Raw genomic sequence first — 16,425 nt, 5'->3', positions numbered from 1 at the left:
GCTTTTTTAAATTAGTCAAAATAGTTTTCCAGGCCGCTTCTGATGCCGTCTGTCACTCTTTCTCTGTAAGCATTCGTGCTGACAACCGCTTCTTCTTGAGGGTGGCTCAAGTAGCCGAGTTCAAACAATGCGGCCGGCTGTTTATTTTCTCTTAATACGAAGTAGTCCCCGAATAATACGCCGCGGCTTGGCAGAGGCGAGTGTTTTTCGATCTCGGACTGCACGTCTGCTGCGAGCTTCCGGTCTTTTGAAGGGCTGTAGTAATAGGCGGTATTTCCCCTTACGGACGCGTTTGCAAAACTATCATAATGAATGCTGATAAAAGCGTCGGCGTTTCGGTAGTGAGAGGTCGCGACCCGCGACTGAAGGCTGACGAAAGAATCGTCATTCCGCGTCATATAGACATTGACGCCATCGGCTCTCAGTTTCGCGGCAAGAAGCGTTGCCGTTTTGATGGTCAGCCGTTTTTCCAGCGTCCCTTGCGTTCCGATTGTCCCGCTGTCATGTCCGCCGTGTCCGGCATCGATGACCACCGTTTTGTTTTTGATTGTGCCGCTCGAGCTCGACCGCTTTGCCAAAGGCGGAGCTGCGCTTTTCGAATCTCCGGCTGAGCCAGACTGGTCAGCAGTCTGAACGACCCAGTTTGCCACATAGGCGGAATCGCCGTTTGACAGTTTGATTTCATACCAGTCGCCTTTTGCAGAGACGATCGGGTAAGACTCGCCTTTCCCTGCGCGCTTGACGATCGCTGAGGATGTCGAAGGCCCGCTTCTAACATTTGTACCTTCATACACGATGGTGGCCTGCTGTTTTGACACGGAGCCGCTGCTTGTTTCCGAAGTTCCGCTTTTCTGTTTGGTTCCTTCGAGAATATAGTGGCTTGCGACCCAGCCCTTTTGACCATTAAATTCGATTTCATACCAGCCGTGCTGTTCGTTTAAAATCGTCACACTTGCATTCCGTTGGAGCGACGCAATAATCCGTCCTTGATGGGAAGCTGTGCTTCTGACATTTAAGGTGGATACGCCGACCGTTCCTGATTTTGTTGATGAAGCATGTGATGAAGACGATTGAGACTGTTTTGCTCCTGAACCTTGATTGACATAGTCTGAATGGACCCAGCCAGTGATGTTCTGGTAGGAAATCTTCATCCATTTTCCGTCGGTCTTTAGCAGGTCAGCCTGTTCTCCTTCAGGGAATACGCCTTGGACTTCATATGAAGTGCCGGGGCCTTTTCTGATTCTCAGGTTTGCTTCGGAAGATGTGACTTTTCCCGCCGCTGAATCAGAGCCGTTGGAAACTTGGCTTTTTTTCTTGATCAGCCAGGATACGACCCATCCTTTTTGTCCGCCGTTCAGCTGGATCTGGACCCAATCCCCGCGCTCTTCGAGGATCGGATAGCTTTCATTCCGGCTGACGACGCTGACGATTTCATGGCTCAGTCCGGGCCCGCTCCTGACATTGATTTCATCGGTGGCAATCACGGCTTCCCCGATGGCTGCAGAAGCTGTGTTTGACGATGTATAAAAGGCTGCTTGTGCTGCCAGCATCATCGATAGGATCAATACTGTTCTTTTTTTCATATTGTTACCCATCTCCTCCTTTCGGTAAAAAACTTGGAACACTACTTCTTCTTCTATATCGTATATTCCTTGCCGTTTTTTTAATAAAATGAAAATGATTTGTTTATACTATAGAAAAAAGATATCAAAAGGATGTTGTTGCGTGAGGTATAATCAAAGAATGGGCAGAGCGATCCATGAGCAAGAAGCGAATCTGCATCTAAAGGATCATGCGGACCCGGAGCAGGCCGGCTTTATGGAAGAAACGGCGACTGAGCTGGGGCTTGCGTCCAAAGAATCAATTCAAAATAAAAAGAACCGCAAATAGGGTTGACATGCACACTTAACACTCGTATTATAATATAAATTAGTGTACATATGAGTTGAACTGAAGATGGAGAATAGTAGGCAAGAGTACGTGAAAAGAGAGGAACCGCCCTGGGCTGAAAGCGGTCTGCACGGTATCTTGACCGAATGAACACTCCGAAGGTTTCCCGCTGAAAGCCCGGCAGAACTTGCGAGCAATTAGGCGGCGGACGTGAACCTGCGTTAAAGGCATGAGCGGGAACGGGTTGATCGTTCCAACTAGGGTGGCACCACGGGTATAACTCTCGTCCCTACTATTGGTTTTATAGTAGGTTCGGGGGTTTTTTTATTTCCATAAATGAAAAAAAGCATTTAAGTCATGAGGAGGATTTAAAAATGGGATTTAATATTCCAAGGGGAACACAAGATATTCTCCCAGGAGAATCGGAACGCTGGCAATACGTCGAAAAGATTGCGAGAGAAACGTGTCATGCGTATCAATATAAAGAAATCCGGACGCCTATTTTTGAACATACAGAACTATTTTCCCGCGGGGTGGGAGAATCGACCGATATCGTGCAAAAGGAAATGTACACATTCGCAGACAAAAAAGGAAGAAGCCTGACGCTTCGTCCTGAAGGCACTGCATCTGCAGTACGCTCTTTTGTGGAAAACAAACTTTTTGCTAATCCGGTTCAGCCGACGAAACTTTACTACATCGGACCGATGTTCCGCTATGAAAGGCCGCAGACAGGCCGCTACCGCCAATTTTATCAATTCGGCATCGAAGCGATCGGTTCGAACGACCCGGCGATTGACGCGGAAGTCATTGCCTTGGCGATGAGCGTATACCGGAAAGCGGGTCTCAACAATCTGAAGCTGGTCATTAACAGCCTCGGCGACAAAGAGAGCCGAACCGCTCACAGAGAAGCGCTGATCCGCCACTTTGAGCCGAGGATCGACGAGTTTTGTTCAGACTGTCAAAAACGGCTCCGGCAAAATCCGCTGCGGATTCTCGACTGCAAAAAAGACAGGGATCATGAACTGCTGAAAACGGCTCCTTCGATTCTTGACTACTTAAATGAAGAATCCAAAGCCTATTTTGCGAAAGTGCAGCAATATCTGACCGACATCGGCATTGCGTTTGAGGTCGATCCGAATCTGGTGAGAGGGCTTGACTATTACAATCACACGGCTTTTGAAATCATGAGCAATGCCGAAGGCTTCGGAGCGATTACGACGCTTGCTGGCGGAGGGCGCTATGACGGCCTTACCGAGGAGTTCGGCGGACCGAAAGCGCCGGGCATCGGCTTTGCGATGAGCATCGAACGCCTTCTCGCCGCACTGGACGCGGAAAATGTGAAAGTCGGAGCGGATGAAGGCATTGACTGCTATATCGTGACACTTGGCGACAAAGCCAAAGACTATTCTGTATCCCTCCTTTATAAATTGAGAGAAGCAGGGATTTCCGCCGAAATCGACTATGAACAGAAAAAAATGAAAGGCCAGTTTAAATCCGCCGACCGTCTCAATGCGAAATATATCGCTGTTTTGGGCGAGGATGAACTGAGCCAAAATCAAATAAATGTCAAAGATGCGAAAACAGGAGATCAACAGGCCATCGGCCTTGATGAATTCATCCGTTTCTTGAAAACAAACACTGAAAGTTAAAGGAGAGGACCGCTTTGTTTGGACGAACATATTATTGTGGCGAAATAACGGAGAAGGCGATCGGAGAATCCATCGTTTTAAAAGGATGGGTTCAAAAAAGACGCGATCTCGGAGGCTTGATTTTTATTGACTTGAGAGACCGCACCGGCATTGTGCAGGTTGTATTTAACCCCGACGTTTCCAAAGACGCCCTTGAAACAGCTGAAAGCATCCGCAGCGAATATGTGCTTGACATTACAGGAAAAGTCGTTGCCCGTGAAGAAGCAACAGTCAATCCGAACTTGAAAACCGGAAGAATCGAAATCCAGGCGGAATCGGTCAATGTGCTGAGTGCGGCCAAAACGCCGCCTTTTGCGATCAGCGACCAGGCTTCAGAAGTGTCTGAAGACATCAGGTTGAAGCACCGCTATCTCGACTTGCGCCGTCCGGAGATGTTCAACACCTTAAAAATGCGGCATAATGTTACAAAAGCTGTCCGCAGCTTCCTTGACGACAACGGCTTTATCGATATTGAAACACCAGTGTTGACAAAAAAAACGCCTGAAGGAGCGCGCGACTATCTCGTACCGAGCCGCGTCCATGAAGGCGAATTTTACGCGCTGCCGCAGTCTCCGCAGCTTTTCAAGCAGCTGTTGATGGTATCCGGCTTTGACCGCTATTATCAAATCGCCCGCTGCTTCAGGGACGAAGATTTACGCGCCGACCGCCAGCCGGAATTTACGCAGATCGATATCGAAATGTCATTTATGAGCCAGGAAGACATCATGAAGCTCGCTGAAGAAATGATGGCGAAAGTCATGCTCGAAACGCACGGTGTGGACATTTCTCTGCCGCTGCCGAGAATGTCATATCAGGATGCGATGAACCTTTACGGATCCGACAAACCGGATACCCGCTTTGACATGCTGTTGACCGATGTATCAGAAAGCGTAAAGGATTCCGATTTTAAAGTGTTTGCGTCAGCTGTGGCAAACGGAGGCGCGGTTAAAGCGATAAACGTTAAAGGCGCTGCATCTAAATATTCGCGGAAAGACATTGACGCACTCGGCGAATTCGCCGCAAACTACGGGGCGAAAGGGCTGGCATGGCTGAAAGCTGAAGCGGACGGACTGAAAGGTCCGATTGCGAAGTTCTTCCAGGGCGAAAAACAGCAGGCGCTCATTGAAGCGCTTGACGCCAAGGAAGGGGACCTCATCCTCTTTGTCGCAGACCGGCTGGAAGTCGCCAATGACGCGCTCGGCGCGCTGCGCTTAAAGCTCGGAAAAGAATTGAATCTGATCGATGAAAGCTTGTTCAACTTTTTATGGGTCGTTGATTGGCCGCTTCTTGAGTATGATTCAGAAGAAGGACGTTTCTATGCGGCGCACCACCCGTTCACGATGCCTGTCCGGGAAGACCTTGATCTGGTCGACACGAATCCGGAAGACATGAAAGCGCAAGCCTATGATCTTGTCTTAAACGGCTATGAGCTGGGCGGCGGATCGATCCGTATTTTTGAAAAAGATGTTCAGGAGAAAATGTTTGCGCTTTTGGGCTTATCTGAGGAAGAGACGAAAGAACAGTTCGGCTTCCTGCTTGAAGCATTTGAATACGGGGCTCCCCCGCACGGCGGAATCGCGCTCGGCCTTGACCGGCTTGTGATGCTGCTCAGCGGCCGCACCAACCTGAGAGATACGATCGCATTCCCGAAAACGGCAAGCGCAAGCTGTCTGTTGATGGAAGCACCTAGCGAAGTGGACAGCGCCCAGCTCGATGAGCTGCACCTGTCAATCAACCGCAAAGTTCGACAGTAAATTGTAAAATATACGGCTGTACATCCCATTGAAAATCAAAGGGACGTATGATATCATTTTTAACAAATAAAGTCCTGATGTGTTTGTTGTACACCTAGTTTTGACCGAACATTTTTTTACTTGGGAGTTCGACGTTTCCAAATGGAGCAAATGCCTCTTCTCACTCGTGTGCTCAAGAGGACTTGCAAAGTTTGGAACAGAACACCCACCTGCCGAGAGCGGGATCAAAACGAAGGAATACGACAACGGCACAATCGGGACTTTTTTTGTGCTTGAAAAGGCCTTTTTCGGCCATACATAGGATAATCTATGAGGCGAAGCGAAAAAATATGACGGGAAAATGAAATAGACCGCTTGTTTAATCACCCGATTATGATAAGATACTATCGGTAACTGTTAATAAAGATGGAGTGAGATTCTTGTTACATCAGTTTTCGCGCAATGAATTAGCGATTGGAAAAGAAGGTTTAAATATTTTAAAAAACAGCACGGTCGCCGTTTTAGGCGTCGGCGGGGTCGGCTCTTTCGCCGCGGAAGCGCTCGCCCGTTCTGGTGTCGGCAGAATCGTGATGGTCGATAAAGATGATGTTGACATCACCAATGTCAACCGTCAGCTGCCGGCTTTACTTTCAACGGTCGGACAGCCGAAAGTTGACTTAATGAAAGCGAGAATCGCCGATATTAACCCGGAGTGCGATGTCATCGCTTTAAAAATGTTCTATACCGAAGAGACGTATGAACAGTTTTTTGCTTATGAACCGGATTATGTGATCGACGCGTCAGACACGATTCATTATAAAATTCACTTAATGAAAGAGTGCCTGAAGCGGGACATCAACATCATTTCAAGCATGGGAGCGGCCAATAAAACAGATCCGACAAGGTTCCAAGTGGCCGATATTTCTAAAACCCACACCGATCCGATTGCAAAAGTCATCCGGACGAGGCTTCGCAAGGAAGGCATTACGAAAGGCGTTAAAGTCGTCTTTTCTGACGAAAGCCCGATCGTGATCCGCGAAGACGTACGCCAAGTCGTTGGAAATGACGAGGCGAAAATCCGCAAAGCCCAGATGCCGCCGTCTTCAAACGCTTTTGTTCCGTCAGTCGCAGGCTTGATCATGGGCGGCCATGTGATCATGGAGCTTTTGAAAGATATTCCGATCAAAAGGGTGAAAGATAAGTAATACAAACGGCAAAGGTGCTGTCGTTTAAGATTGTTGACAAAATCCCAAAACTAAAAGCCGTTTTGGGATTTTGTCATTCTTTAAAGCTTAGCGTAAGGAAAAACAGCCTGTCCCCCATATGAAAAGGGAACAGGCTGTTTGTTATTTTTGTTTCATTAGCTTGTCATATACTTGTTTCAGCGCGAGCTCAAATTTTCCTGTCTGCTTCGGCTGATAGTAAACTTTGTTTTTCAGCGGATCAGGCAGGTACTGCTGTTTGACCCAGCCGTTCTCGTAATTGTGCGGATATTTGTATTCGATGCCTCTGCCAAGCTCTGCGGCTCCTTTATAATGGGCGTCTTTTAAATGGTTCGGCACATCGCCGATCTTTCCGGAGCGGACGTCTGACAGCGCTTCGTCAACCGCAAGGATCGCCGAGTTTGATTTAGGAGACAGGCAAAGCTCGATCACGGCGTTGGCGAGCGGAATCCTTGCCTCCGGAAATCCGATTCGTTCCGCCGTTTGAATAGCTTGAAGCGTTCTTCCTCCAGCCTGCGGACTCGCCAGGCCGACATCTTCATAGGCGATAACAAGCAGCCTCCGTGCAAGGCTTTCCAAATCCCCCGCTTCAATGAGCCTTGCCAGATAATGAAGTGCAGCATTGACATCAGAGCCTCTGATCGATTTTTGGAAAGCGGAAATGACATCATAATGCGCGTCTCCATCTTTGTCGTGGACAAAGCTTTTTTTCTGCAGGCATTCTTCTGCGATTTCCAATGTAATGCGGATGGTTCCTTCGCTGTTTTCCTTTGTGGACAATACGGCAAGCTCGAGTGCATTCAAAGCGGAGCGGACATCGCCGCCGCAGCCGCGGGCCATATGGTCAAGCGCTTCATCATCGAGGGCAACATCATACGAACCGAGGCCTCTGTGTTCATCCTCAAGCGCCCGTTTAATGGCCGCTTTGATTTGTTCAGAGTCTAATGGCTGCAGCTCGAAAATCTGCGTTCTGCTTCTGATCGCCGGATTGATCGCATGGTACGGGTTGGCTGTCGTCGCCCCGATCATGATAATCATGCCGTTTTCCAAATACGGAAGGAGAAAGTCCTGCTTGCCTTTGTCAAGCCGGTGCACCTCATCAAGGATTAAGATGACCTGCCCCGACATTTTGGCTTCGGCGGCAACGGCTTCCATGTCCTTTTTATTATTGATGACAGCGTTCAGCTTTCGGAAAGCGATGCTTGTGCTGCGGGCAATCGCCGTGGCGATCGACGTTTTGCCGATGCCCGGGGGGCCGTACAGAATCATAGATGAGAGGTGTTTGGCCTGCACCATCCGATGAATGATCTTTCCTTCTCCGACCAGATGATCCTGGCCGAGAACCTCTTCGATTTTTGTAGGGCGCATTCGAAATGCGAGTGGTTTCATGATTGATCTCTCCCGAATGTATTCTTTTTATAGAGTAACGGAAAAAAGACGATTAGAAAAGAAATGAATATGGCAAGCTGAATATAGGGCCGAAAATGAAAGTTTATATAAAGTGTGCTATAATAACCTGTAATCTATCAGAAGGGCAAGGCCGGAACCTTGCCCCAACCGAGTTTTTAATATATAACAGATGTTTGAAACCGACAGCCGGCTTGCACCGGTGTTTCATCTTGGAGAACGGCTAATGCCTTGATAGGATGTGCCGGGCGCCTTTGCGTCCGAACGGGACTCGGCTGCGCGCTTTCACCTTCTGCGAGGAACGCCGAGAACCTTCGTCCTGAAGGCTTGATTTATTATAGGTTAGAGGTGTTTATTTTGAAAATATCAACTAAAGGCAGATACGGGCTGACGATTATGATTGAGCTTGCTAAAAAGCATGGGGAAGGCCCGACTTCTTTGAAAAGTATTGCTCAGACAAACGATTTATCGGAACATTATTTGGAACAGCTTGTTTCACCTTTACGGAACGCAGGGCTTGTGAAAAGCATCCGCGGCGCGTACGGCGGCTATATTTTGGGTGACGAGCCTGAGGCGATTACGGCGGGCGATATCATTCGCGTTCTGGAAGGACCGATCAGCCCGGTGGAAGTGCTTGAAAATGAGGAGCCGGCAAAGCGCGAGCTGTGGATCAAGATTCGCGACGCTGTCAAGGAAGTGCTGGACTCCACGACGCTTGAAGACTTGGCCAGCTATACAGAGGGCGAGCAAGAAGCGTATATGTTTTACATTTAAGATCGAGGTGTAATGGTAGGATGGAACGGATTTACTTAGACCATGCAGCGACTTCTCCGACTGACCCCCGGGTAGTGGAAAAAATGCTGCCTTACTTAACAGAAAACTTCGGAAACCCTTCAAGCATTCATTCCTTTGGGAGGGAGAGCCGAAAATGGCTTGACGGCACGAGGGAGCTGATCGCTCGGGAAATCGGAGCGCATCCCAATGAAATCGTTTTTACGAGCGGGGGAACCGAAGCCGACAATATGGCGATTCTCGGAACCGCGCTGGCAAGAGAGCAGCAGGGCCGCCACATCATCACGACAAAGATCGAGCACCACGCCGTTCTGCATACGTGCAACAGGCTTGAAGAAATGGGATTTGACGTCACATATCTTGATGTCGACGAAAGCGGAAGAATCTCCGCCGAGCAGGTGAAAGACGCGCTGCGGGACGATACCATCCTGGTGACGGTAATGTATGGAAATAATGAAGTGGGAACGATTCAGCCGATAGATGAGATCGGCGATCTGCTAAAAGACCATCGGGCGCTGTTTCATACAGATGCGGTTCAAGCCTTCGGCTTTTTGCCGATTGATGTGCAAAAAAGCCGCATCGATATGATGTCAGTCTCCGGACATAAACTGAACGGGCCGAAGGGGACAGGCTTTTTATACGTCAACGAAAACGTGAAGCTCAGCCAGCTGCTTTTCGGAGGAGAGCAGGAACGCAAACGCCGGGCGGGAACGGAAAATGTCCCGGGAATCGCGGGGCTCGGTGAAGCCGTTTTGCTGTCAGGTCAGGAAAGAGAAGAAAAATCGGCGCTTTACCGCCGGTTTAAAGACATCGTCATTCGTACGCTGGAAGCAGATGGCGTCTCCTTCGATGTGAACGGCAGCAGAGAGCACAGCCTGCCGCATATTTTAAATCTGTATTTTCCGGGAGTATCTGTTGAATCGCTGCTCGTCAATCTCGATATGGCGGGAATTGCAGTATCGAGCGGATCGGCGTGCACGGCCGGATCTGTGCTTCCGTCTCATGTTCTCTCCGCCATGTTTGGCGAGGAAGATGATCGGCTGACGTCATCCATACGGATCAGCTTCGGCTTTGGCAATACAGAGGAGCAGGTGGAGCGGGCCGCGAAAGAACTTGCGACAATTGTTAAGCGCCTTTCATAAATGTCGGGAAACGATGCTCCGAGCTAAAGATTCGCATCTTGCCCGAAAATGATGATATGATCTGAAAGGACAAGTTTTTGAATTGATTTATTGGAGTTGATGAAAATGGCGAAGCGGCCTGAAGATACACGGGTGGTCGTCGGAATGTCCGGAGGCGTTGATTCCTCTGTCGCGGCTTTGCTTTTGAAAGAGCAGGGCTATGATGTCATCGGAATTTTCATGAAAAACTGGGATGACACAGATGAGAACGGTTTTTGCACGGCCACGGAAGATTACGAAGATGTTATAAAGGTATGTAATCAAATCGGGATCCCGTATTATGCGGTGAATTTTGAAAAGCAGTATTGGGAAAAGGTTTTTCAATATTTCCTTGATGAATATAAAGCGGGCAGAACGCCGAACCCAGATGTGATGTGCAATAAAGAGATTAAATTCAAAGCCTTTTTGGAGCATGCTTTGTCGCTTGGGGCCGATTATTTGGCCACCGGCCACTATGCGCGGGTCGACCGTACGGACGGGCGTATTAAAATGCTCAGAGGGCTGGACGAAAATAAAGATCAGACCTATTTTCTTAACCAGCTGACAGAAGAGCAGTTAAGCAAAGTACTGTTTCCGATCGGCGAGCTTCAAAAAAGCCGCGTCAGGGAAATCGCAAAAGAAGCGGGGCTTGCGACAGCTGCCAAAAAAGACAGCACAGGCATCTGCTTTATCGGAGAACGGAACTTCAAAACGTTTCTCAGCCAGTACCTTCCAGCACAGCCGGGAGATATGCGGACGATGGAAGGCGAACTCAAAGGCCGCCACGACGGTTTAATGTACTATACGATCGGACAAAGGCACGGCCTCGGCATCGGCGGAAGCGGAGACCCTTGGTTTGTCGTCGGAAAAGAACTCGAAAAAAACATTTTGTATGTTGACCAAGGATTCGACAATCCGCTTCTTTTCTCCGATAAGATCACGGCGACAAACGTAAGCTTTGTACATGACGGCATCTTCGGCGGCGAAGACGAGCTTGCCTGCACGGCCAAATTCCGCTATCGCCAAGCCGATCACGAAGTCACTGTCAGAATGACCGGGACAGATGAAGCAGAGGTCGTCTTTAAAGAGCCGGTCCGCGCCGTTACGCCGGGACAAGCGGTTGTCTTTTACAGAGGCGAAGAATGCCTCGGCGGCGGAACGATTGATGATGTGTTTAAAGACGGACAACAACTTTGGTATGTATAAAACCGGGGCTCTGGATAACACCCCGGAGCTTCTCGAACGGCTGCCGGCAATGTCGGCGGCCTTTTTAAAATAGTTCGTGAAAGGGAGAGGGCTTTTGGATAACAATCAAATTGGAATAGATGCTATGCAAAAAGGCGACTTTGAAAAAGCCGCAGAAGCCTTTACAAAGGCAATTGATGAAAACAGCGGCGATCCGGTGCCTTATATCAACTTTGCCAATCTGCTTTCCGCAGTCGGCGAACTGGACAGGGCGCTTAAGTTTTACGACCGGGCGGCTGCTTTGGACGAGAAAGCGGGAGCAGCTTATTATGGAGCCGGGAATGTCTATGTCATGAAAGAACGGTATCAAGAAGCGAAGGACATGTTTGAAAAGGCGCATCGGACGGGCATGGAAAACAGCGACTTATATTATATGCTCGGGACGACGCTTATGAAGCTTGAGCAGCCGAAGCTCGCGATGCCGTATTTGCAAAGGGCCGCTGAGCTGAACGATGCGGATGTCGAAGCCCGTTTTCAATACGCGATGTGCCTTGCCAATGAAGGGATGCTGGACGAAGCGATCACGGAGTTTTCAAATGTAACTGAGCGCGACCCGTCCCATGCAGATGCTTTTTATAATTTAGGCGTTGCCTATGCGTTTAAGGAAGATCGGGAAACAGCGCTTGCCATGCTGAACAAAGCGCTGGACATTCAGCCGGACCATATGCTCAGCATTCGCGCCAAGCAGCTTTTGGAAGAAGCTTGATTGATCAAGGGCCGTTATGACGGATTTTGAATGGAGAGGGGGAGAACAGTGATGCAGCGCCATAACCCGGACCAAATTGAAATGGAAGAAGCTTCATTTGTAAAAGGAACGGTTGCGGCTGTCATTTATCATAATGAAACAAACCTGTATACCGTATTAAAAGTAAAAGTGGAAGAAACATCGGAGTCTTTTGAAGACAAAACCGTTTCTGTCACCGGTTACTTTCCTTTGATCCATGAAGATGATATCTACACTTTTTACGGAAAAACCGCCTCCCATCCGAAATTTGGCCTGCAATTTCAAGCGGATCATTTTAAAAAAGAAGTACCGACAACGAAAGAAGGCGTGATCCAATACTTGGCCAGCGATTTATTTGAAGGAATCGGCAAGAAAACGGCCGAGGAAATTGTTAATAAGCTTGGGGAAGGTGCGATCAACAAAATTTTAAGCGACGGGGCCGTCCTGTATGATGTTCCGAAGCTCTCCAAAAAAAAGGCGGATAAGCTTGCCGCTGCCCTGCAGCAGCATCAGGGGCTCGAGCAGATTATGATCTCCCTGAGCGAATTCGGTTTCGGCCCCCAGCTGTCCATGAAAATTTATCAGGCGTACGAAGCGGAAACGCTTGATAAAATCCGCGAAAATCCGTACCAGCTTGTCAAGGATGTCGAAGGAATCGGCTTTATCAAGGCAGACGAACTGGGCGGCAGAATGGGGATCTCAGGTAAACATGAAGAGCGGATCAAGGCGGCGATTTTATACACGGTTGAAGCGACATGCCTTCAAGAAGGGCATACGTACATAGACACGAGACAGCTTATCATCGAGACGCAAAAACTGTTAAACCAGTCTGCAGGTGATGAAAAAGTAACCGAGATGGATGTGGCGGACGCGATCATTTCTCTAGGGGAGCAAAAAGAGCTGTTCATTGAAGATGAAAGGTGTTACTATCCGTCCCTTTACTACGCCGAACAAAGCTTTGCCAAAAGGGTGCAGAAAATCGCCGGACAGACCGAATACGATGACCAGTTTCCCGAATCGGAATTCCTGCTCGCTTTAGGGGAGCTTGAAGAACGGATGAAAGTGCAGTACGCGCCAAGTCAAAAAGAAGCGATTCAAAAAGCGCTGATGTCGCCGATGCTGCTTTTGACAGGCGGACCGGGAACCGGGAAAACGACCGTCATCAGGGGAATCGTCGAGTTGTACAGCGAGCTGCACGGCTTAAGCTTAAATCCGGCTGATTACAAAAAGGATGAAACGTTTCCGTTTGTGCTGGCAGCACCGACCGGCCGGGCCGCTAAGCGGATGAGCGAGTCGACCGGGCTGCCGGCCGTAACGATTCACAGGCTTCTCGGCTGGAATGGAGCCGAAGGATTTACGCACGATGAAGACAATCCGATTGAAGGGCGGCTGCTCATCATTGATGAAACGAGCATGCTTGATATATGGCTCGCCAACCAATTATTCAAGGCGATCCCAGACCGGATACAGGTGATTATGGTCGGAGACGAAGACCAGCTTCCGTCCGTCGGTCCCGGACAGGTGCTAAGGGATCTTTTGGCATCGAATGTCATTCCTTCTGTCAGACTAACCGATATTTACAGGCAGGCTGAAGGCTCTTCAATCGTTGAACTGGCGCATGAAATGAAACAAGGAAAGCTTCCGGAAAACTTGACCGCGCCGACAAAAGACCGTTCTTTCATTCGCTGCCGCCAGCAGCAGATCAAAGAAGTCGTCGAAAAAGTCGTCAAAAACGCGCTGCAAAAAGGATATTCGGCCAGGGATATTCAGATTTTGGCTCCGATGTACAGGGGAGCGGCCGGCATCAACGAGTTAAACGCGCTTTTGCAGGGCATCCTGAATCCCCCGAAGCCGAAAGGCAGGGAAATGAAGTACGGCGATGTCGTGTACCGTACCGGCGATAAAGTGCTCCAGCTCGTCAACCAGCCGGAGCACAACGTGTTTAACGGTGACATGGGTGAGATCGTCTCGATTTTTTATGCAAAAGAAAATACGGAAAAAGAAGATATGGCCGTCGTCTCTTTTGACGGGAATGAAATTACCTTTACAAAAAAAGATTTTAACCAATTTACGCACGCCTATTGCTGTTCGATCCACAAATCGCAGGGCAGCGAATTTCCGATCGTCATCCTTCCGGTCGTCAAAAGCTATTACCGGATGCTGAGAAGGAACTTGCTTTACACGGCCATCACAAGAAGCAAGAAATTCCTGATTCTGTGCGGGGAAGAAGAAGCCCTTGAATGGGGCGTGAAAAATAAAGAATCATCGGAAAGGCAGACATCGCTTAAAAGAAGGCTTCAGCAGGCGGCGCATGAAGAGGATGAAGAGCTCATGGCGCTGCAAAAAGAGCTGCCTTTCAGCGTATATGACGCCAATATCGGGATGGAAGGCATTACACCTTTTGATTTTATGGAAAAGGAAGCAGAATAAGTGTTTTTCATGGAATCCATTTCATCGTATGAGTCGTGTCGCAACAGCAGATCATAAGAGTGTTCGTAAAAAGGTGGTTGATCACACTTTGAGAACATGCAATGAGCTGGAAGGACTCAATGTTTACGACAGACAATCTTCCCTCCCGCTTGGGGTGGTAACAGATATCTGTTTTTCCCATGAAGGGACATGTCTCGGATTGATTATGGAAGAGAAGCGGCGCTTTTACAATCCCCGTTCGCTTCTTCCGCTTCCCGCTGTCACCGAAATCGGATGTGACGGCGTATACGTTGATTTCACCGAATTCAAGCCGATGCAAGTTCCGAAGCAGAGTCTTTCTTATGACCAGATGAAACAAAAAATGGTCAAAAACGGAGCAGGAGACACGCTGGGCATGCTGGAAGATGTATACTTTTCTTCCGACACGGGCATAATCGTAGCATATGAACTATCAGACGGTTTTTTTGCCGATTTGTCAGGCGACAAAAAGCAGATTCACTCATCTGGGGAACCGCTTGAAGTAGGCAGAAGCACAATCGTCTTGAACGAATAAGAGGTGTGTGTTCAAATGCTCGTTTGCCCGAATTGCAAAAGCAAAAACATCGGCAAAATCGGTGTAAATCAATATTACTGCTGGGGATGCTTTATTGAGCTGACCCTTTCAAAAGGAAAAATTTCGACTCATCAAGTCGAAGAGGACGGAACATTGAGCAGCCTGGACGATCTGTTTTCAGATGACGAACGAACGATTAACCTTTGAATGGAGGTTAGAAAGTTGAATCGTACAATGACTTCTCTTATTTCTTTAGGAGCCGGGGCTTTGATGTACTACATGGCGTCTCAGAACGATATGATGAACAAGCGAAACATGAGAAAGCTGAGAAGACGCGTCATGAAAATGTTTTAAGCAGAAGGGATACCCTTAAAAGGGTGTCCCTTTTTTCTTCGGGAATAATTACAAGCAGAAATCAAAAGCTAACAAGGGGTGAAAAAAATGCTGAAAAAACCGCTGCAGCTTTTAATGTGGGTTTCGATCTTCATGCTTTTGCTATTAACCGTCTATATCTTTTTGCAGCTGAGAATGATTTGGGAGCCTGTCTGCGTGCTGCTGAAGTCGATTCTGATCCCGCTTGTAATTGCGGTTTTTATCACCTATCTGCTTTTGCCTGTCGTTGAAAAGATACACCAGGCCGGCGTGCCGAGAACATTGAGTATTTTGCTGATTTATTTTTTGTTTTTTGCCGGTCTCGGCTACGCTTTTTACAAAGGGGTGCCGATTCTCATTAAACAGCTGACAGAGCTATCAGAGGGAATTCCGTTTCTTGCCGCATCTTACGAAAGCATGCTGGATCAGCTGCATCATCATACAGACGGCTGGCCCGACGGTATGCACGACAGGATCGACAGGTTCGTCAATCAGACGGAAGAATTCGTAGCAAGCTGGGTGGAACGGACGATCAGAAGCATCCGGTTCGTTTTTGATTATATGCTCGTGGCGGCGATTATTCCTTTTTTAGTATTCTACATGGTGAAAGATATTGATACGATGAAGAAGGCGGTATGGTATTTGACGCCTTCTTCATGGAGGTCGAGAGGCAGCGAATTCATCCGCGATGTCGATGATTCTCTTGGAGACTACATCAGAGGACAGCTTTTTGTCTGTCTTGTCATCGGCTTGGGAGCGAGCCTGTCATTTTGGTTTTTTGACCTGCCCTATCCGCTGATCCTCGGCCTTGTCATCGGCGCGACAAATGTCATCCCGTATTTCGGTCCCGTCATCGGCGCGATTCCCGCCGTCATGGTAGCCGCCGCTTTATCGACGAGGCTCGTTTTTGTGGTGATCATTACGATTTTGGTGCTGCAGTTTATCGAAGGCAATATTCTCGGCCCTCTTGTCGTCGGCAAAAGCCTGCATATGCATCCCGTCGTCATTATGCTTGGATTGCTGGCGGGCGGGGAGCTTGCCGGCATCATCGGCATGATTCTGGCTGTGCCTGTCATGGCCGTTATCAAAGTGATGTTCGTCCATTTTTTAGCGGCAAGAAAAGCGTGAGCGGCAGAAGTTTGACATAACGGCTTCCGTTGTCTATAATTTCGAAATAGACATACATACGTATCTCGTTTGACGGATCC

The 16,425-nt window shown here is 48.5% G+C and carries 15 protein-coding genes, 1 other RNA gene and 2 other annotated features (1 of these 18 only partly in view); of the genes, 14 read left to right on the top strand and 2 right to left on the bottom strand.

The genetic code is table 11. The annotated features are described in order from the left end of the window. Positions 1–11: 11 nt before the first annotated feature. Complete coding sequence (locus MHI30_RS14745; RefSeq protein ID WP_048349915.1) at positions 12–1,583, bottom strand: SH3 domain-containing protein; 1,572 nt, start codon at positions 1,581–1,583, stop codon at positions 12–14. Between the two features lie 142 nt (positions 1,584–1,725). Here MHI30_RS14745 and MHI30_RS14740 point away from each other — a divergent pair, with 142 nt between their 5' ends. From MHI30_RS14740 to MHI30_RS14720, 5 genes are all read left to right on the top strand, one after another. Further along, positions 1,726–1,890 carry a YrzK family protein gene (locus MHI30_RS14740; RefSeq protein ID WP_162009190.1) on the top strand — a complete coding sequence of 55 codons (165 nt, stop codon included), beginning with the start codon at positions 1,726–1,728 and terminating at the stop codon, positions 1,888–1,890. A gap of 54 nt (positions 1,891–1,944) precedes the next feature. Further along, positions 1,945–2,184, top strand: a binding site (T-box leader). Positions 2,185–2,264: 80 nt separating this feature from the next. Continuing rightward, complete coding sequence (gene hisS / locus MHI30_RS14735) at positions 2,265–3,539, top strand: histidine--tRNA ligase (protein WP_020452407.1); 1,275 nt, start codon at positions 2,265–2,267, stop codon at positions 3,537–3,539. 14 nt (positions 3,540–3,553) lie between these two features. Beyond that, entirely contained in the window at positions 3,554–5,332 is a 1,779-nt protein-coding gene (aspS, locus tag MHI30_RS14730) for an aspartate--tRNA ligase (RefSeq protein WP_057957844.1), read from the top strand. Positions 5,333–5,400: 68 nt separating this feature from the next. Continuing rightward, a non-coding RNA gene (ssrS, locus tag MHI30_RS14725) (6S RNA) lies at positions 5,401–5,597 on the top strand. A 154-nt stretch (positions 5,598–5,751) separates the two neighbouring features. Then, positions 5,752–6,516: a tRNA threonylcarbamoyladenosine dehydratase gene (locus MHI30_RS14720; protein WP_020452405.1), complete on the top strand. Its 765-nt coding sequence runs from the start codon at positions 5,752–5,754 to the stop codon at positions 6,514–6,516. Positions 6,517–6,657: 141 nt separating this feature from the next. Here MHI30_RS14720 and MHI30_RS14715 read toward each other — a convergent pair whose 3' ends face one another. Beyond that, on the bottom strand, positions 6,658–7,923 hold the full coding sequence (locus tag MHI30_RS14715; RefSeq protein ID WP_048350766.1) for a replication-associated recombination protein A: 1,266 nt from the start codon (positions 7,921–7,923) through the stop codon (positions 6,658–6,660). A 375-nt stretch (positions 7,924–8,298) separates the two neighbouring features. Between MHI30_RS14715 and cymR the strand changes: the two genes are divergently transcribed. The 9 genes from cymR (at position 8,299) to MHI30_RS14670 (ending at position 16,345) form a co-directional block, all read left to right on the top strand. Beyond that, on the top strand, positions 8,299–8,715 hold the full coding sequence (gene cymR, locus MHI30_RS14710; protein ID WP_023855382.1) for a cysteine metabolism transcriptional regulator CymR: 417 nt from the start codon (positions 8,299–8,301) through the stop codon (positions 8,713–8,715). A gap of 20 nt (positions 8,716–8,735) precedes the next feature. Beyond that, positions 8,736–9,875: a cysteine desulfurase family protein gene (locus MHI30_RS14705; RefSeq protein WP_016885536.1), complete on the top strand. Its 1,140-nt coding sequence runs from the start codon at positions 8,736–8,738 to the stop codon at positions 9,873–9,875. 105 nt (positions 9,876–9,980) lie between these two features. Further along, positions 9,981–11,099 (top strand): tRNA 2-thiouridine(34) synthase MnmA, encoded by a 1,119-nt coding sequence (gene mnmA / locus MHI30_RS14700; RefSeq protein ID WP_075752054.1) that lies wholly within the window; start codon positions 9,981–9,983, stop codon positions 11,097–11,099. 94 nt (positions 11,100–11,193) lie between these two features. After that, positions 11,194–11,844: a tetratricopeptide repeat protein gene (locus MHI30_RS14695; protein WP_016885534.1), complete on the top strand. Its 651-nt coding sequence runs from the start codon at positions 11,194–11,196 to the stop codon at positions 11,842–11,844. A 51-nt stretch (positions 11,845–11,895) separates the two neighbouring features. Beyond that, the gene (locus MHI30_RS14690) at positions 11,896–14,292 is read left to right on the top strand and encodes an ATP-dependent RecD-like DNA helicase (RefSeq protein WP_075752055.1); all 2,397 of its coding nucleotides are present in this window, start codon (positions 11,896–11,898) and stop codon (positions 14,290–14,292) included. Positions 14,293–14,380: 88 nt separating this feature from the next. Beyond that, a complete protein-coding gene (locus MHI30_RS14685; protein WP_075752056.1) occupies positions 14,381–14,845 on the top strand; it encodes a PRC-barrel domain-containing protein in 465 nt (154 codons plus the stop codon). Between the two features lie 15 nt (positions 14,846–14,860). Then, positions 14,861–15,052 (top strand): hypothetical protein, encoded by a 192-nt coding sequence (locus MHI30_RS14680; protein ID WP_016885531.1) that lies wholly within the window; start codon positions 14,861–14,863, stop codon positions 15,050–15,052. 15 nt (positions 15,053–15,067) lie between these two features. Further along, positions 15,068–15,199 carry a YrzQ family protein gene (locus MHI30_RS14675; protein WP_003183926.1) on the top strand — a complete coding sequence of 44 codons (132 nt, stop codon included), beginning with the start codon at positions 15,068–15,070 and terminating at the stop codon, positions 15,197–15,199. Positions 15,200–15,286: 87 nt separating this feature from the next. Next, positions 15,287–16,345, top strand: coding sequence for an AI-2E family transporter (locus MHI30_RS14670; protein ID WP_016885530.1), 1,059 nt, complete (start codon positions 15,287–15,289; stop codon positions 16,343–16,345). Positions 16,346–16,405: 60 nt separating this feature from the next. Further along, positions 16,406–16,425 (top strand) — a binding site (T-box leader); it runs 198 nt beyond the window's last position.

This window comes from Bacillus sp. FSL L8-0528 (genome assembly GCF_038593085.1).
Taxonomy (GTDB): domain Bacteria; phylum Bacillota; class Bacilli; order Bacillales; family Bacillaceae; genus Bacillus; species Bacillus paralicheniformis.
The sequence above is the reverse complement of the archived record's forward strand: the minus strand, read 5'-3'. Positions and strand labels throughout refer to the sequence as shown.

Excerpts from the sequence above, each read along its gene's own strand:
- MHI30_RS14670 (WP_016885530.1), top strand. The coding sequence starts at position 15,287 with ATGCTGAAAAAACCGCTGCAGCTTTTAATGTGGGTTTCGATCTTCATG.
- MHI30_RS14705 (WP_016885536.1), top strand. The coding sequence starts at position 8,736 with ATGGAACGGATTTACTTAGACCATGCAGCGACTTCTCCGACTGACCCC.
- mnmA (WP_075752054.1), top strand. The coding sequence starts at position 9,981 with ATGGCGAAGCGGCCTGAAGATACACGGGTGGTCGTCGGAATGTCCGGA.
- hisS (WP_020452407.1), top strand. The coding sequence starts at position 2,265 with ATGGGATTTAATATTCCAAGGGGAACACAAGATATTCTCCCAGGAGAA.
- MHI30_RS14680 (WP_016885531.1), top strand. The coding sequence starts at position 14,861 with ATGCTCGTTTGCCCGAATTGCAAAAGCAAAAACATCGGCAAAATCGGT.
- MHI30_RS14690 (WP_075752055.1), top strand. The coding sequence starts at position 11,896 with ATGCAGCGCCATAACCCGGACCAAATTGAAATGGAAGAAGCTTCATTT.
- MHI30_RS14745 (WP_048349915.1), bottom strand. The coding sequence starts at position 1,583 with ATGAAAAAAAGAACAGTATTGATCCTATCGATGATGCTGGCAGCACAA.
- MHI30_RS14715 (WP_048350766.1), bottom strand. The coding sequence starts at position 7,923 with ATGAAACCACTCGCATTTCGAATGCGCCCTACAAAAATCGAAGAGGTT.